Genomic DNA, 14847 nt, shown 5'->3' with positions numbered 1-14847 from the left:
GGTGCGTACATCCCCAGAACTTCCGTACGGACCACAATCCCGCCATCCGGAACAATGCCTCTTAACGCTTGGGATGCGGCGAACTACGCTGGGTTTACGAATGCCGCGTGGTTATGCCAGCGCGGCAGCCGTCTGTGTCGAGGGGTGGCGCATGTCCAGGGAGCAACGCGGGCCGAACGACAAACTCGGCGCCGTTCTCGCCCTCGCGGGAATCAGCAACGCAGGACTCGCGCGTCGCGTCAACGACCTTGGCGCTCAACGCGGGTTGACTCTTCGCTACGACAAGACGTCGGTGGCGCGCTGGGTGTCGAAGGGCATGGTGCCGCAGGGCGCCGCGCCGCACCTCATCGCGGCCGCCATCGGCCAGAAGCTCGGCCGTCCGGTGCCGCTCCACGAGATCGGCCTGGCGGACGCGGATCCCGCACCCGAGGTGGGCCTCGCCTTCCCCCGGGACGTCGGACAGGCGGTCCGCTCCGCCACCGACCTCTACCGTCTCGACCTCGCCGGCCGCCGCGCCGGCTCCGGCGGCATCTGGCAGTCGCTCGCCGGATCGTTCGCAGTGAGCGCATACGCAACGCCTGCCTCACGGTGGCTGATAACCCCGGCCGACAGTTCGGTGGCACGCGACGCAAGCCCCTCCGAGGGCTCCGGGGCACCGCTGAAAGTCGGCCACAGCGATGTGCAGAAACTGCGGGAGGCCGCGGAGGACGCCCGGCGCTGGGACTCCAAGTACGGGGGCGGCGACTGGCGTTCGTCCATGGTGCCCGAGTGCCTGCGGGTGGAGGCGGCGCCTCTGCTGCTGGGCTCGTACTCGGACGAGGTGGGACGCGCCCTGTTCGGGGCGTCCGCCGAACTCACGCGCCTCGCCGGGTGGATGGCCTTCGACACGGGTCAACAGGAGGCCGCCCAGCGGTACTACATCCAGGCGCTGCGGCTGGCGCGGGCCGCGGCGGACGTACCCCTTGGGGGCTATGTCCTGGCTTCCATGTCTCTCCAGGCGACCTACCGGGGCTTCGGCGACGAGGGCGTCGACCTCGCCCAGGCCGCCCTGGAGCGCAACAGGGGCCTCGCGACGGCCCGCACGATGAGTTTCTTCCGGCTGGTCGAGGCACGGGCCCACGCGCGCGCGAGTGACGCCCACGCGGCCGGCGCGGCGCTGCGCTCCGCGGAGGGGTGGCTGGAGCGGGCCCGCGACGGCGACAACGACCCGTCCTGGCTCGGCTTCTACTCGTACGACCGTTTCGCCGCCGACGCCGCCGAGTGCTACCGCGATCTGAAGGCACCGCGTCAGGTCCGCCGTTTCACGGAGCAGGCACTGTCGAAGCCGACGGAGGAGTTCGTGCGCTCGCACGGGTTGCGGCTCGTCGTCTCGGCGGTCGCCGAGCTCGAGTCGGGCAATCTCGATGCGGCGTGCGAGCAGGGGGTGCGGGCGGTGGAGGTTGCGGGGCGCATTTCCTCGGCGCGCACCACCGAGTACGTGAAGGATCTTCTGCATCGGTTGGAGCCGTATGGGGATGAACCCCGGGTGGTGGAGTTGCGGGAGCGGGCTCGACCGTTGCTGATGACTCCGGCGTAGATCTAGTAGATGTAAGAGATGTAAGAGATTCCTTCCCGTCTGCCTGGTTTCGGTGATCTTGGGGCTGCGGGTTGTGTGTGGCTTGTCGCGCAGTTCCCCGCGCCCCTTAGGCCCGTCATTGTTCCCGGTGTTTGAAGTGGCTGTCAGTGGTGCAGTGCACTATCGGGGTGGGAGGTGGTGCCGGTGGTGGCGTACGACTGTGATGTGCTCGTGGTCGGTGGGGGGATCGTCGGGCTGTCGACGGCGTATGCGATCACGCGTGCCGCGCCGGGTACGCGGGTGACGGTGCTGGAGAAGGAGTCGGGGCCGGCCAGGCACCAGACGGGGCGCAACAGCGGCGTGATCCACAGCGGGATCTACTACCGGCCGGGGTCGCTCAAGGCGCGGTACGCGGTGCGGGGCGCCGCCGAGATGGTCAAGTTCTGCGCGGAGTACGGCATCCCGCACGCCGTCACCGGCAAGCTGATCGTCGCCACGGAGCGGGACGAACTGCCCCGGCTGCACGCCCTCGTCCAGCGCGGCCGGGAGAACGGCATTCCGGTACGGGAACTGGGGCCTGCCCAGATCGGGGAGTACGAGCCGGAGGTGCGGGGCCTCGCCGGCATACACGTGGGGACGACGGGGATCTGCGACTACGTGGCGGTCGCCCGGCAGCTGGCCGAGTCCTCGGGGGCGGAGATCCGGTACGGCGCCCGGGTCGTCCGCGTCGACCGGCGGCCGGACCTCGGGGTGGCCGTGCGGACGGCGGGGCCCTGGGGCGGCGAGGTCGTGCGGGGGCGGGTGCTCGTCAACTGCGCCGGGCTGTACTGCGACGAGGTGGCTCGGCTGACCGGTGACGATCCCGGGATGCGGATCGTGCCGTTCAGGGGCGAGTACTTCACGCTGGCGCGGCCCGAGCTGGTGCGGGGGCTGGTGTATCCGGTGCCGGATCCGGCGTTCCCGTTCCTCGGGGTGCATCTGACGCGGGGGATCGACGGGGGCGTCCACATCGGGCCCAATGCCGTGCCGGCGCTGGCGCGGGAGGGGTACGGGTGGGGGACCGTGCGGGTGCGGGAGCTGGGGGCGACGGTGGCGTGGCCCGGGACGTGGCGGATCGCTGCGCGGCACTGGCGGTACGGGGGTGGAGAGCTGCGGCGGTCGGTGTCGAAGAGGGCGTTCGCGCGGGCGGTGCGGAGGTTGTTGCCGGTGGTGTCGGAGGGGGATCTGGTGCCTGCGGCGGCGGGGGTTCGGGCGCAGGCGGTGCTGCGGGACGGGACGCTGGTGGATGACTTTCTGATTCGGGAGGGTGCTCGGGCGGTGCATGTGCTGAACGCGCCGTCGCCTGCGGCTACGGCTTCGCTGCCGATCGGGCGGGAGGTGGCTCGGCGGGCGTTGGCTGTGCTGGGCGGGTGAGACGGGACTTTTCTTCGCCCCCGCCGCCCCTACCCGTCCCATCCTCGGGGGCGCTGCCCCCGAACCCCCTTTGTCCTCAAACGCCGGACGGGCTGACAAACCAGCCCGTCCGGCGTTTGAGGACGACCCCAGGGGATGGGAATGGGTAGGGGCGGCGGGGGCGAGTAAATTGGGGCCACTGTGTCTGACTCTTCTCGCCCCAAGGGCACCCCCAGGTTTCCCGGTGGGCCGCAGGCCGATCCCGCCGGGTCGCATTTCGAGCGGCGGATCAGAAGCTTCCAGCCCCGGCGCAGCCGCGTCACCGCCGGGCAGGGTGACGCCCTGCGGCGGCTGTGGCCCAAGTGGGGCCTCGACATCGACGGCCACGCCCTCCAGCTCGGCGAGCTGTTCGGGAACGACCTGCCCGTCGTACTCGAGATCGGGTTCGGGATGGGCGAGGCCACCGCGCAGATGGCCGCCGCCGACCCCGGCACCAACATCCTCGCCGTCGACGTGCACACCCCGGGCCAGGGCAACCTGCTCAACCTCGCCGACCAGCAGGGCCTGACCAACATCCGCGTCGCCAACGGGGACGCCATCATCCTGCTCCGCGAGATGCTCGCCCCCGACTCCCTCGATGGCCTGCGCGTCTACTTCCCCGACCCCTGGCCCAAGAAGCGCCACCACAAACGGCGGCTGATTCAGGCCGAGTTCCTCGATCTCGTCGCCCGCAGACTGCGGCCCGGCGCGCTCGTGCACTGCGCCACCGACTGGGAGCCGTACGCCGAGCAGATGCTCGAAGTGCTCGACGCGCACCCGGAGTTCGAGAACACCCTGCCCGGGGGCGGTTACGCGCCACGTCCGGAGTTCCGGCCACTGACCCGTTTCGAGGGCCAGGGACTGGAGAAGGGACATGTCGTGAACGACCTGCTGTTCCGCCGCGTAGAGCAGGCGTAGAGCAGGCGTAGAGCACGAGCTACAGCAACTCGTAGAACCACGAGCCTCAGCGCTCGTGACGCACCGGCCGTTAGGGTCAATGCCGTGGCCACCTTTCCCCCGTACCCGACGCACCCCAGCGGCCCCACCGAAGGCCCCGCCGGCGGGGCGCTGCGGCACGCGCATTGGTGGCAGCGATGGGGGTCCCCCCGGGGCCGAGCGCAGCCGAGGGCTTGGGGGAAGGTGCGGTACGGCGCGCTGAGCAGCCTGCTCGCGCTCTCCGGGCTCGTCATCCTCGCCCTTGTCCGCGAACAGACCGGCACCGAGGGGTTCCTGGTCGGGCTCGGGCTCGCCGTGTTCCCCGTGCCGTTGCTCGTGGCCGCGTTCCGGTGGCTGGACCGGGTCGAGCCGGGGCCCTGGCGGAACCTGGTCTTCTCGTTCGCCTGGGGCGCCTGCGCGGCGGCCCTGATAGCGATCGTCGCCAACAGCTTCGCGACCAGATGGATAGCGACCGCCACCGCCGACCCGTCCAGTGCGGACACCCTCGGCGCGACCGTCATAGCGCCCATCGTCGAGGAGTCGGCCAAGGCAGCCGCCGTACTGCTCATCTTTCTCTTCCGGCGGCGTGACTTCACCGGGATCGTCGACGGGGTCGTCATCGCCGGGGTCACCGCGACCGGCTTCGCCTTCACCGAGAACATCCTCTATCTCGGCACCGCCTTCGGCACCGACCAGCTGACCGGGGACAGCGGTATCGCCTCGGTCACCGCGGCGACCTTCTTCGTACGCATCGTCATGTCGCCGTTCGCGCACCCCCTGTTCACGGTCCTCACCGGCATCGGTTTCGGGATCTCCGCGCTGTCGGGCGAGCGCCAGCACGTCCGCCGGGTGCTGCTGCCGCTGTCCGGGCTGCTGCTCGCGATGAGCATGCACGCCCTCTGGAACGGCTCGTCGTCCTTAGGGGAGTACGGGTTCTTCGCGGTGTACGCCGCGTTCATGGTGCCCGCGTTCGGGCTGCTGACCTGGCTGGTCATCTGGACCCGGCAGCGCGAACTGCGTACCGTGCGCGCCGAGTTGCCGGCGTACGCGCAGGCCGGCTGGCTGGCCCCGGCCGAGCCGTACGCCCTCGGCTCGATGCGCGCCCGCCGCCTCGCCCGCGAGTACGCCCGCCGCCATCTGGGCCGGCCCGCGGCGCGTGCGGTGGCGCAGTACGAGGCGTACGCCACCTCGCTGGCGTTCCTGCGCCACCGGGGGCGCCTCGGCCGGGCGCGCGCCGACTTCGTCGTCCGGGAACAGGAGTTGCTGGGCGCGCTGTGGGAGCGCAGGGCGGTGGCCCGCCCGGCCCTGGACCACGCGGCCCGCACGATCGCCCCGGCGCCGGTACTGGTGGCCCCGCCGGTCATCTGGCCGACGTACGGGCAACAGCCGTACGCCCAGCAGCCGTACACGCATCAGCCGTACGGCCAGCAGGGGTACGGACCGACGACCCCGTACCCGGCGACGTACAACCCGTACCGCTCCTAGCCCCTGCCGTCCGAATCACACCCGGGCCGCGGGGCGGGGCGACACCGACGCCGTCCCCTCCGTGCGGCCGGCCGCAGGCACCACACCCCCGACCGACGGACGAGGGGCCGTCGCGGCTGGAGCGACAGACCACGCTCCGCCGCAGAGCGGGGCCCCGACCCTCTCCCCTACCGTGCACCCAGCCGCCGAATACACAGCACCCCAAGCCGCCCCACCCCACCGCGCACCCAGCCGCACGCACCAGCCGAGTAGGAGTCGGCGGTGTCGAGGAAGTTGCCGCCGAGGGCGAGCGGGAAGACCTCCAGGTCCGATGATCCGAGCTTGCGAAGAGCCGTAGCAGTCATGCTCAACGTCAACGCCCGCCCCGGACGCACTGATTCCGGCCGTTCACGAAAGTTGTGTGAACGGCCGGAGCCAGGGAACACGCGTGTTACGGGATTACGGGTTGAGGCCCATGCTCCGCAGCCACGCCATCGGGTCGATCCCCGCGGTGTCGGAGCTGCTGGTGTGGACCTCCATGTGGAGGTGGGCCCCGGTGACGTTGCCGGTGGCGCCGACGCGGCCGATCACGTCACCCGTGTTGACCTTCTGGCCGACGCTGACGTTGATCGAGGACTGGTGGGCGTACCAGATCTCGGTGCCGTCCTCGAGGGTGAGGATCGTGCGGTAGCCGTACGAGCCGCTCCAGCCCGCCTCGGTGATCGTGCCGGTGTGGACCGCCTTGATCGGGGTACCGGTGGGAGCGGCGAAGTCGAGGCCGGTGTGGTAGCCGGAGGACCACAGCGAGCCGGCCTGGCCGAACGTCGAGGTGATCGTGTACGAGGAGGTGGGCAGCGTGTACTGCTTGGCAAGCTCGGCGAGCCGTGCTGCCTCCAGCTTCGCCGCGGCTTCCTCGGCGGCCTTCTTCTTCGCGGCGGCGGCCTTCGCGGCGGCCTCGCGCTTCACCTTGGCGGCCTCGGCGGCGGCCTTCTTCGCGGCGGCGTCCTGGGCGGCCTGCTGGATCTTGGCCTCGGCCTGGTCCTTCTGCTGCTCGGCCTGGAGGATGATGCGGGCGCGCAGGGCCTCACCCGCGTCGCTGGTGCCCTGCTCGGTCTCCTCGGAGGTGACCCCGACGCTGCTGAGCGCGTTGGGGGAGCCCTGGGGCTCGGCGTCCGCCTCGTCTTCGCCCGCGAAGGGCGAGCCGACGGAGGCCAGGTCGGGCATGGAGATGGAGACCGGCGGCTTGCCGGTCTGCGCGGTGGCCATACCGGCCCCGCCGACAGCGGCTATGACGCCGACGCCGAGAACGGTGGAGCTGCGGGCGAGTCCTCCGCCGCCGCGCTGCTTGCCGACGCGGTGCCGACCGCGAACCGGACGAGTGGTGTCCGCGCTGGGATTCCACTCCTCCCAGGGGCCCTCGTCGGTGCGACGGCTGCCGAAGCCGAAGGTCGGGATCTTCCCGTCCTCGGTCTCGCTGCCACGCTGACTCGGTACGAACGGGGCCTCTGGGGCGGCCGGGTTTGACGCCACGTGGGCGTGCTCCTTTCCTTCCTTCTCGCCTACCGGGTTAGCTGACGGGTTCGGAGCAGGAAGGTCTCCTACGCGCGTATACCTGCCGTGTCGCCACGGCGGCGGACGAGCGATTCACCCCAAGTTGGTGGTTCCCCGGTTCCCTCGCGGGATTCGGCGCGTGCGCGCGGAGCCGACTCTTGTGACGGCTGGGACGACCGCGCTGCGTTATCGAACGTTAATAGACCAGGGCCCCGTATTCCAAGCCGTTCCCCTTGATCGTTAACGCTTTTCCCGAGGACGTTCCGGGTCACCACCGGCGAAAATCGGGCGAGTTGGCCGTGTTCTAAGTGACTGCTGAGTTTTGACTGTGTGTCAGACGTTATGCGGAGCGGGACCGTTCACTCACCCTTGGTGACAACCGATGAGAACTCGAGAAGCTTGAGCACCTCAAGAGCTGATGGGACGGCGTACGGCGAGCAGCGCCATGTCGTCCGTCGTGCCGCCGCCCGAGTGCCGGCGCACCTCGTCGGCGAGCGCGGCGAGGAGAGCGGCCGGGGCGTGGAAGACCCGGCCCGCGAGCCGGTCGGCCGGGTCGAAGAAGACGCCGTGTCCGTCACGGGCCTCGGACAGCCCGTCGGTGTGCAGGAGCAGGATCGCGCCGCCCGGAAAGGGCGTCGTCTCGGCACGGTCGGGCCCGCCGCCGAGGTCGCCCATACCGAGCGGCAGCGCGGGTTCGGCCGGGGCGAGGACGCGCAGGGTGCCGTCGGTGTCGAGGAGCAGGGGCGGGGGGTGGCCGCGGTTGACGATGCGTACGATCCCGTCGCCGTGCGGGAGTTCGGCGAGTACGGCGGTGGCGAAGCCCTCACTGGCCTCCAGACCGCCGCGCCGGGCGCCCTCACGGGCGAGGGCCCGCTCCAGCCGCTGGGCGACCGCCTCCAGGGTCGCCTCCTGCTCGGCGGCCTCCCGGAACGCCCCGATGACGACGGCGACGGCCGCCACGGCCCCCATCCCCTTGCCCCGCACGTCCCCGAGGACGAGCCGCAGGCCGTACGGGGTGTCCTGCACGGCATACAGGTCGCCGCCGATGAAGGCACCCGCCTGGGCGGCCTCGTACCGGGCGGCGATCTCGAAACCGCCGATGCGCGCGGCCGGTTCGGGCAGTACGGCGCGTTGCGCGGCCTCGGCGATCTCGTGGGCCGTGGCAAGGCGGCGGTCGCCCCGGCGTACGACCCGGTTGATGACGACGGCCAGGACGGCGACCGTGGCCACGGTGATCGTCTCGGTGATCGTGTCGGCGTCCAGGGAGAACCCGAAGCGGAGGTGGACCAGGTACTCGGCGAGGAGCGCGGCGGCGCCGGTGACGGTCGTGGTGCGCAGCGAGGAGAGCGGGGCCGCGATGAGGGGGGCGGCCGTGAAGAAGGGGACCGCGGTGAAGGCGCGCGGGGTGGCGTAGTCGTAGACGATCCCGGCGACGATCAGGAGCGCGGGCAGGACGCGGACGAGGGTCCGCACCCGGGAGACCACCACCGCCTCGTCCGGCGATCCCGGCTCTCCCGACCGCGCCACTCGTCTCGTCTCCCGCTTCCCGCCGATCGCCCGTCCCGTCGGTCCAGGTTTTCGGGAGCGGCCGGGGAGAGCGAGTGGGGTGGACCGACCGGGCTAAGAAGAAGAGTGGGGGCGGACGAAGGAAGAAAGAGGATGGCCCCGGAAACGACTCAGGGCCGGAAACCAATTTCTTGGTTTCCGGCCCTGAGCCTTCAGTAGCGGGGACAGGATTTGAACCTGCGACCTCTGGGTTATGAGCCCAGCGAGCTACCGAGCTGCTCCACCCCGCGCCGCTGAACACAACTATACGCCATCTGCGGGACCCTCATCACCACGTTTGATCACCACGTTTGATCCCACGTTTGATCACCACGCTTGTTCGTCAGTCGGGCAGGTGGGCGTTGGGGGCCTTGGCTCGCTCCTCGTACTCGGGGAGGACGACGACCTCGACGCCCTCGCCCGCGAGCAGGGCGTTTCCGTCGGCCGCGACCACGAAGGTGTCCGGCTCGCGCCAGGCGGTCACCACCCGGCGGACGCCCGCGTCGAGGATCAGCCGGGCACAGGGGGCGGGGCGGGAGGCGCGGCGGGCGCAGGGTTCGAGGCTGCTGTAGACGGTGGCCGTGGGGAGCCGGGGGTCGGCCGGGTCGAGCTTGGCGAGGGCGGCCTCCTCGGCGTGCACGACGGGGTCGCCGCCTTCCCGGGAGTGCCCGCGCGCCAGCTCCGTACCGTCGGCGGCCACGATCACCGCGCCGACGCTGAACGCCGTGCGCGAGGGCGGACACAGCTCGGCCAGCTCGCACGCCAGTGCCAGCCAGTGCCGGTCGGCGGCGACGGGGAGCGGGCCGGCGCCGGGGGCGGTGGGCTCGTACCGCATGAGGACGACGTCCTCGATCCGCCGCGTCCCCATGAGCCGGAGCCGGCCGCCCTGGTAGGCGCCGGGGCCGAAGAGGCGGGGGGCGTCGGGGTCGCCGACGAAGAGGGGCGCGAGGACGAGCTGGAGTTCGTCGGCGAGGCCCTGCTGGAGGAGCTGGGTGTGGACGGTGCCGCCGCCCTCGACCATGAGGCGCCGCACACCTCGCACGTCGTGCAGGTGTTCGAGCAGGGCCCGCCAGTCGAGGGGTCCCGGCCCCAGGGAGACGACGTCCACACTGACGGGGAGGCCCGCTCCCCCGGCCCGCTCGGCACCCTTCTCCGTCGTATAGACGACCTTCCCGCCGCCCGTGTGCCAGAAGTTGGCGGCCGGGTCCAGCTCCCCCGAGCCGCTGACGGTCACCTTGAGCGGATACTCCGGCTTCCCGGCCGCCACCCGCGCGGCCCGCCGCTCGGGCGAGTTGACCAGCAGGCGGGGGTTGTCGGCGCGGATGGTGCCGGCGCCGATGAGGATCGCGTCGCTGGACGCCCGTACCTCGTCGACCCGGTCGAAGTCGGCGGGGCTGGAGAGCAGCAGCCGATCGGGGCCGGTGTCGTCCAGGTGGCCGTCGAGGGAGACGGCGGCGGACAACAGGACGTAGGGGAGGGGCATGGGGCGCACTTTCTTCGAGTAGTGCTTCGAGCGGTTCTTCGGGAACTTCTTCTGGAACTTCTTCCAGTACTTCTTCCAGTACTTCTTCCCGTACTTCTTCCAGTACCGGTTGGTTCAAGTTTTAAACAAACCTACACTGGTCACATGACGACCCGCTGGCTCACCCCCGAGGAGCAGCGCGCGTGGCGCGCGTACGTCGGGGCCTCCCTGCTCCTGGAGGACACGCTCGACCGGCAGCTCCAGCAGGACGCCGGGATGCCGCACCTCTATTACACGATCCTGGCCTACCTCTCCGAGGCGCCCGAGCGACGGCTGCGGATGACCGATCTCGCCGAGAAGCTGAAGATCACGCGCAGCCGGCTGACGTATGCGGTGGCACGGCTGGAGAAGGACGGCCATGTACGGCGTGAGGCCTGCGAGTGGGACAAGCGGGGAACCGTCGCCGCGCTGACCGACGAGGGCATGGCGGTGCTGGAGCGCACCGCCCCGGGCCATGTCGCCACGGTCCGCGCGTCCCTCTTCGACCATCTGACCCCCGAGCAGGTGGGCCAGCTGGAGGAGATCTGCGCGGGCGTGGAGCGGGCGCTGCAGGGGGACGGGGTGGAGTCGGCCCCCTGGCTTCGCCGGTCGTCTCCGTCGTGCGGCTCGGGCGAGTGAGCCGCTCCAGAAACCCATTGCTTTAACTTTGAAACATGAGGTAGGGTCACCGTTCTAGTGAGGATCTGCTTCAAAACTGAAGCAGATGTGAGCACCCCGCACCCGCCCCGGAGACCCGCATGCCCGACTTCCCCGCCGCCACCCAGCGCTCCCGCGTCCGGGTGCCGCTGCGCTTCCACGACGGCTACAGCGTCGACACCGAACTGGTCACCTTCCACGGCCTGGCCGACGGCCTGGAGCACGTGGCGATGGTCCTCGGCGAACCGGCGCCCGGCACCACCCCGCTGGTCCGGCTGCACTCCGAGTGCCTCACGGGCGACGTCTTCGGCTCGGCCCGCTGCGACTGCGGCCCGCAGCTGCGCGAGGCGGTCGAGCGCATAGCCGAGCACGGCGGCGTGCTGCTCTACCTCCGCCAGGAGGGCCGGGGCATCGGCCTCTACAACAAGCTCGACGCGTACGCCCTCCAGGACGAGGGCCTCGACACCTACGCAGCGAACGCCGCGCTGGGCCTCCCCGAGGACGCCCGCGACTACACGGCGGCGGCCCAGATGCTCCAGGCCCTGGACATCACGTCGCTGGACCTCCTCTCCAACAACCCGGACAAGGCGAACCAGCTCCGCACCCTGGGCATGGACGTCCAAGACCGCGTCCCCACAGGCGTGTTCACCACTCCGGCGAACGTCCGCTACCTCCGCGCGAAGGTCCTGCAGACCCAACACACGCTGCCGCTGGGCGAGTTGGGCGGGATCGCCGAGCTGAGCGTGGGCTGACAGCCGCTGGCGACGGGTATGACTGCCGCTCGGGTATGACTGCCGCTCAGCCGGATATCCGTACGGAATGCCACGGATGCTGAAGCAGCACGGACACGGCGGACACGGCGGGCACGACGGGACACCCGAGGCCGGGCCGGACACAGTCGCAGCCCCGCCGCCCAGGCCCTCCTGGTGGACGGTACTGAAGGGCACCGCGAAGGAGTTCGGCAAGGACGAACTGGCCGACCGGGCCGCGGCGTTGACCTACTACGGCATCCTGGCCCTGTTCCCGGCGCTGATGCTGCTGGTCTCCGTGCTCGGGCTCATGGGCCGGTCGGCGTCGCAACGCGTGCTGGACAACATCCAGAGCCTGGCCCCGGGTTCGGCCAGGGAGGTCCTGCACGACGCGGTGTCGCAGATGGAGGGCACCACGGGAATCGGCTCGGTCATGGCGGCCTTGAGCCTGTTCGTCGCGGTGTGGTCGGCCTCGGGCTATGTCGCCGCGTTCATCAGGAGCGCCGACACGATCTACGACGTCCCGAAGGGCCGTCCGGTGTGGAAGGTGCTGCCGGTCCGCGTCGGCGTGACGCTGGCCCTGATGGTCCTGGCCGTGGTCAGCGCGGTGACCGTCGTGTTCACCGGCGACCTGGCCCAACAGGTCGGCACCGCACTGGGGTTCGGCGACACGGCGCTCGCGGTGTGGTCGATCGCGAAGTGGCCGGGGCTCGCGGTGGTGGTCACGGTCATGATCGCGATCCTGTACTGGGCGGCCCCTCACCCGAAGGGCCGCGGCTTCCGCTGGATCACACCGGGCAGCTTCCTGGCGCTGGCGATCTGGATGGCCGCCTCCGGAGGCTTCGCGGTGTACCTGGCGAACTTCGCCTCGTACAACAGGACTTACGGCACCTTCGCCGGCGTGATCATCTTCCTGATCTGGCTCTGGATCACCAATCTGGCGATCCTGCTGGGCCTGGAGTGCGACGCGGAACTGACCCGCCAACGCGGCGGGGTGAGGCGGGGATACGGGGGTACTCGCACACCCGATCCGCTGAACGCACCGGTGTCCTGACGGCCGTCACCGCGCCGATGGCGGCGCTCGGCGCTCGGCGCTCGGCAGGAGCGGTTCGGCCAGGCACTCCCCCGACGGCGTCCGAGCGAACCATGGACATGGACATGGACAGCGTCAGGGCGGATGCGACCGCGACCAAGGAGAGGGCACAGCGATGACCGAGGACAAGTCACAGCCGGACGACGGGACGGCGACGCCTTCCCCGGAGGAACTGCGCATACGGGTGGAGGCGACCCCCGAGAACCTCGGCGACACCGCCGAGGCACCCGAGGAGAAGGCCCGGGCCCAGGAGGAGAAGCCGGCGACCGTCAGGCAACAGGCCGCCGAGAAGACCACCCAGGTCACGACCCAACTCCGGGACAAGGCCACACAGGCGGCCCACGCAGTGCAGGACAGGACCCCCGAGCCGGTACGCGCCAAGGCGGCGACAGCGACCGAGCAGGTCCGCGAGAAGGCGGCAGCAGCCACCGAACAGGTCCGCGACAAGGCCGCGCACGTCGCCGAACTGGCCCGGGAGAAGGCCCCGGAACCGGTACGCGAGAAGGCGGACCAGGGGATGCGGGCGGCCCGCGCAAACCGCGCCCAGCTGATCGCCGCCGGCGCGGCCGTGGCGCTGCTGATCATCCGGCGGTTGAGGAAGCACCGCTGAAGATCGGCCGGGTGGCCAGGTGGCCAGGTAGCCAGGTAGCTAGCTGTTCAGGTGCCGTAGACCGTGGACCGGTGCCCGACGTGAACGACCCACACAACAAGTTCCCCGTTGTCGATCGTGTAGATGACGCGGTAGTCGCCGACGCGCAGTCGGCGTCTCTCCGGCTGGGAGACGAGCGCCGTGGTGCTGAAGCCGAGCGGATCTGTCTCCAGCTCCGTCAGCTTGGCGAGGATGCGGAGCGCCGCGTCACGGGGGATCTTGCGGAGCTCGGCCTGGGCCTCGGGCCGGAAAACAGTGCGGTACTCACTCACGCCATGCTCATTCGCCCTGTGCTCATTGTGCTCATTCACCGCGCGCCAGCGTCTCCCGCATGACGTCCTCGATCGGGACACCGGCGACCCGATTCGCCATGCGCTCGTCGATGATCCGGTTGATCTCGCGCTCTTCCCACTCCTGGTACCTGCGCAGAACCTCGATCGACACGACGGCGGCCACTTCCTTGCCCCGCCGGGTGATGACCGTCGGCATGTCGTCCCGATCGGCCCGCTCGACCACCTCGGCCAGGTGAGCACGGACAGCGCGGATGGACTCTATGGGCATCTGCGTCATAGAGGCGAGAGTACCAAGTGTCCCATGTGTACACAATGGCGCTGCCTTGCGGCCTGCTTTGCCCCTGCCAACGACCACTCATCCGCCGTAACGCACCTCGGCCCCACAACCAATGGTTCAAAAGTCCTGGCCAAAGCTTGCCGGGTGGTTCCGGACGGTTCTTCGGCGTCCGGAACCACCTGGTCAGGGCGGGTTCCACTCCGTACTCAGTCCACGCCGCGATGACCCCTGCTACATCATCCACTCACGCATTGCTCACGCACGGCGGGCCGCCGAGCAGCAGCTTTTCGGTCTACACGAGAACGACACAGCCTCGCCGCTCCAGTTCGGTCAGCAGTGACGGCGAGGGCTCGCAGGCGTTCCAGCGCACTTCCAGCTTCTCCAGCGCGGGCATGTCGACGACCCAGTCCGGCAGCCACGTGAGGCGGTTGCTTCGCACGTCGAACTGGCGCAGTCGGGGCAGGCCAATCCCTTCTTCGGTCCACTCAGTGCCCGTAGGGAGGCTCGAAGCAGCCTGTCTCCAGGTACGGGCCGTTGGTCTGCACGCCGTAGTTGGACTTCTGCACGAACGCGGTGACGCAGGCGTCGGGGTGGACGCGCAGGCCGACCATGGCCCCCTCGGGGGTGTAGTACTCGTTGTTCTTGAAACGCCGGAACATCTCCTGGACGGTCAGCGCGTCGTCCCCCTCCTCGTACCCGAGCTCGAGCAGCGCCGCGCGCACGGTCGCGGGGTCCCACTTCCCCTGCTCCCACAGCCGCTTGAGCACCGGCTCGATACGGGCAGCATCCCGCTCGGCATCCCGCTCGTGGGCGGGGGACATCTCGCCCGTTCGCCGGTAGGCGTTGTTCTCGTTGTAGTGCGGAGCCCCGTCACCGGCCCCCGGCTCCACGTACGGAGAGGCTCCCGGGGCACTGGGCGAGGCGCTGGAGCCGGCCCCGGCCGCAGAGTCCGAGGCCCTCTGCTGACCGCAGGCTCCGAGCGTCAGAACGAGGACCGCACCGACAAGTACCGTGCGCTGGACGGACGTTGAAGTGGGCATGGAGCAACTCTGCCATCCAGGCGGACGGCGGCGGCTGAGTACGCGTACTCAATCCGACAGGTCACGGCGTCTGCGGACCCTCCGGAATCCACTGCCCGGCATCCAG

General features: G+C 70.2%; 15 protein-coding genes, 1 tRNA gene, 1 pseudogene and 1 riboswitch. Of the genes and pseudogenes, 8 read left to right on the top strand and 9 right to left on the bottom strand.

Annotated elements, in window-relative coordinates; all coding sequences use genetic code 11:
- The first annotated feature begins 151 nt into the window (after positions 1 to 151).
- The 4 genes from LUX31_RS24180 (at position 152) to LUX31_RS24165 (ending at position 5407) form a co-directional block, all read left to right on the top strand.
- Positions 152 to 1576, top strand: a complete 1425-nt coding sequence (locus LUX31_RS24180) for an MFS transporter (protein WP_235477049.1) — start codon at positions 152 to 154, stop codon at positions 1574 to 1576.
- Positions 1577 to 1753: 177 nt separating this feature from the next.
- Positions 1754 to 2968: an L-2-hydroxyglutarate oxidase gene (gene lhgO, locus LUX31_RS24175; RefSeq protein WP_443045993.1), complete on the top strand. Its 1215-nt coding sequence runs from the start codon at positions 1754 to 1756 to the stop codon at positions 2966 to 2968.
- Between the two features lie 180 nt (positions 2969 to 3148).
- Positions 3149 to 3904 carry a tRNA (guanosine(46)-N7)-methyltransferase TrmB gene (gene trmB / locus LUX31_RS24170; RefSeq protein WP_235477047.1) on the top strand — a complete coding sequence of 252 codons (756 nt, stop codon included), beginning with the start codon at positions 3149 to 3151 and terminating at the stop codon, positions 3902 to 3904.
- A gap of 84 nt (positions 3905 to 3988) precedes the next feature.
- Positions 3989 to 5407 (top strand): PrsW family glutamic-type intramembrane protease, encoded by a 1419-nt coding sequence (locus LUX31_RS24165; RefSeq protein WP_235477046.1) that lies wholly within the window; start codon positions 3989 to 3991, stop codon positions 5405 to 5407.
- Between the two features lie 163 nt (positions 5408 to 5570).
- Here the strand turns inward: LUX31_RS24165 and LUX31_RS24160 are convergent.
- The 5 genes and pseudogenes from LUX31_RS24160 to LUX31_RS24140 form a co-directional block, all read right to left on the bottom strand.
- Positions 5571 to 5751: pseudogene (locus tag LUX31_RS24160) on the bottom strand (aldo/keto reductase); the annotation flags it as partial.
- Positions 5752 to 5845: 94 nt separating this feature from the next.
- Positions 5846 to 6916, bottom strand: a complete 1071-nt coding sequence (locus tag LUX31_RS24155) for a M23 family metallopeptidase (RefSeq protein ID WP_235477044.1) — start codon at positions 6914 to 6916, stop codon at positions 5846 to 5848.
- A gap of 12 nt (positions 6917 to 6928) precedes the next feature.
- A riboswitch (cyclic di-AMP (ydaO/yuaA leader) is annotated at positions 6929 to 7085 on the bottom strand.
- A gap of 260 nt (positions 7086 to 7345) precedes the next feature.
- On the bottom strand, positions 7346 to 8464 hold the full coding sequence (locus LUX31_RS24150; protein ID WP_235477043.1) for a PP2C family protein-serine/threonine phosphatase: 1119 nt from the start codon (positions 8462 to 8464) through the stop codon (positions 7346 to 7348).
- 195 nt (positions 8465 to 8659) lie between these two features.
- A tRNA-Met gene (locus LUX31_RS24145) sits at positions 8660 to 8733 on the bottom strand.
- A gap of 92 nt (positions 8734 to 8825) precedes the next feature.
- Positions 8826 to 9965, bottom strand: a complete 1140-nt coding sequence (locus LUX31_RS24140; protein ID WP_235477042.1) for a dihydrofolate reductase family protein — start codon at positions 9963 to 9965, stop codon at positions 8826 to 8828.
- A 144-nt stretch (positions 9966 to 10109) separates the two neighbouring features.
- Between LUX31_RS24140 and LUX31_RS24135 the strand changes: the two genes are divergently transcribed.
- From LUX31_RS24135 to LUX31_RS24120, 4 genes are all read left to right on the top strand, one after another.
- A complete protein-coding gene (locus LUX31_RS24135) occupies positions 10110 to 10622 on the top strand; it encodes a MarR family winged helix-turn-helix transcriptional regulator (RefSeq protein ID WP_235477041.1) in 513 nt (170 codons plus the stop codon).
- A 119-nt stretch (positions 10623 to 10741) separates the two neighbouring features.
- The gene (locus tag LUX31_RS24130) at positions 10742 to 11392 is read left to right on the top strand and encodes a GTP cyclohydrolase II (RefSeq protein WP_235477040.1); all 651 of its coding nucleotides are present in this window, start codon (positions 10742 to 10744) and stop codon (positions 11390 to 11392) included.
- A 67-nt stretch (positions 11393 to 11459) separates the two neighbouring features.
- Positions 11460 to 12443 carry a YihY/virulence factor BrkB family protein gene (locus LUX31_RS24125; protein WP_235477039.1) on the top strand — a complete coding sequence of 328 codons (984 nt, stop codon included), beginning with the start codon at positions 11460 to 11462 and terminating at the stop codon, positions 12441 to 12443.
- A gap of 154 nt (positions 12444 to 12597) precedes the next feature.
- Entirely contained in the window at positions 12598 to 13092 is a 495-nt protein-coding gene (locus LUX31_RS24120; RefSeq protein WP_235477038.1) for a hypothetical protein, read from the top strand.
- Positions 13093 to 13139: 47 nt separating this feature from the next.
- Here the strand turns inward: LUX31_RS24120 and LUX31_RS24115 are convergent, their stop codons facing one another.
- From LUX31_RS24115 to LUX31_RS24100, 4 genes are all read right to left on the bottom strand, one after another.
- Positions 13140 to 13403, bottom strand: coding sequence for a type II toxin-antitoxin system RelE family toxin (locus LUX31_RS24115; RefSeq protein WP_235477037.1), 264 nt, complete (start codon positions 13401 to 13403; stop codon positions 13140 to 13142).
- A gap of 31 nt (positions 13404 to 13434) precedes the next feature.
- Positions 13435 to 13701, bottom strand: a complete 267-nt coding sequence (locus LUX31_RS24110) for a type II toxin-antitoxin system Phd/YefM family antitoxin (RefSeq protein WP_235477036.1) — start codon at positions 13699 to 13701, stop codon at positions 13435 to 13437.
- 292 nt (positions 13702 to 13993) lie between these two features.
- Complete coding sequence (locus tag LUX31_RS24105) at positions 13994 to 14140, bottom strand: hypothetical protein (RefSeq protein ID WP_328285688.1); 147 nt, start codon at positions 14138 to 14140, stop codon at positions 13994 to 13996.
- A gap of 46 nt (positions 14141 to 14186) precedes the next feature.
- On the bottom strand, positions 14187 to 14741 hold the full coding sequence (locus LUX31_RS24100) for a hypothetical protein (RefSeq protein WP_235477035.1): 555 nt from the start codon (positions 14739 to 14741) through the stop codon (positions 14187 to 14189).
- Positions 14742 to 14847 lie beyond the last annotated feature (106 nt).

This window comes from Streptomyces sp. GQFP (assembly GCF_021545335.1).
Taxonomy (GTDB): domain Bacteria; phylum Actinomycetota; class Actinomycetes; order Streptomycetales; family Streptomycetaceae; genus Streptomyces.
The sequence above is the reverse complement of the archived record's forward strand: the minus strand, read 5'-3'. Positions and strand labels throughout refer to the sequence as shown.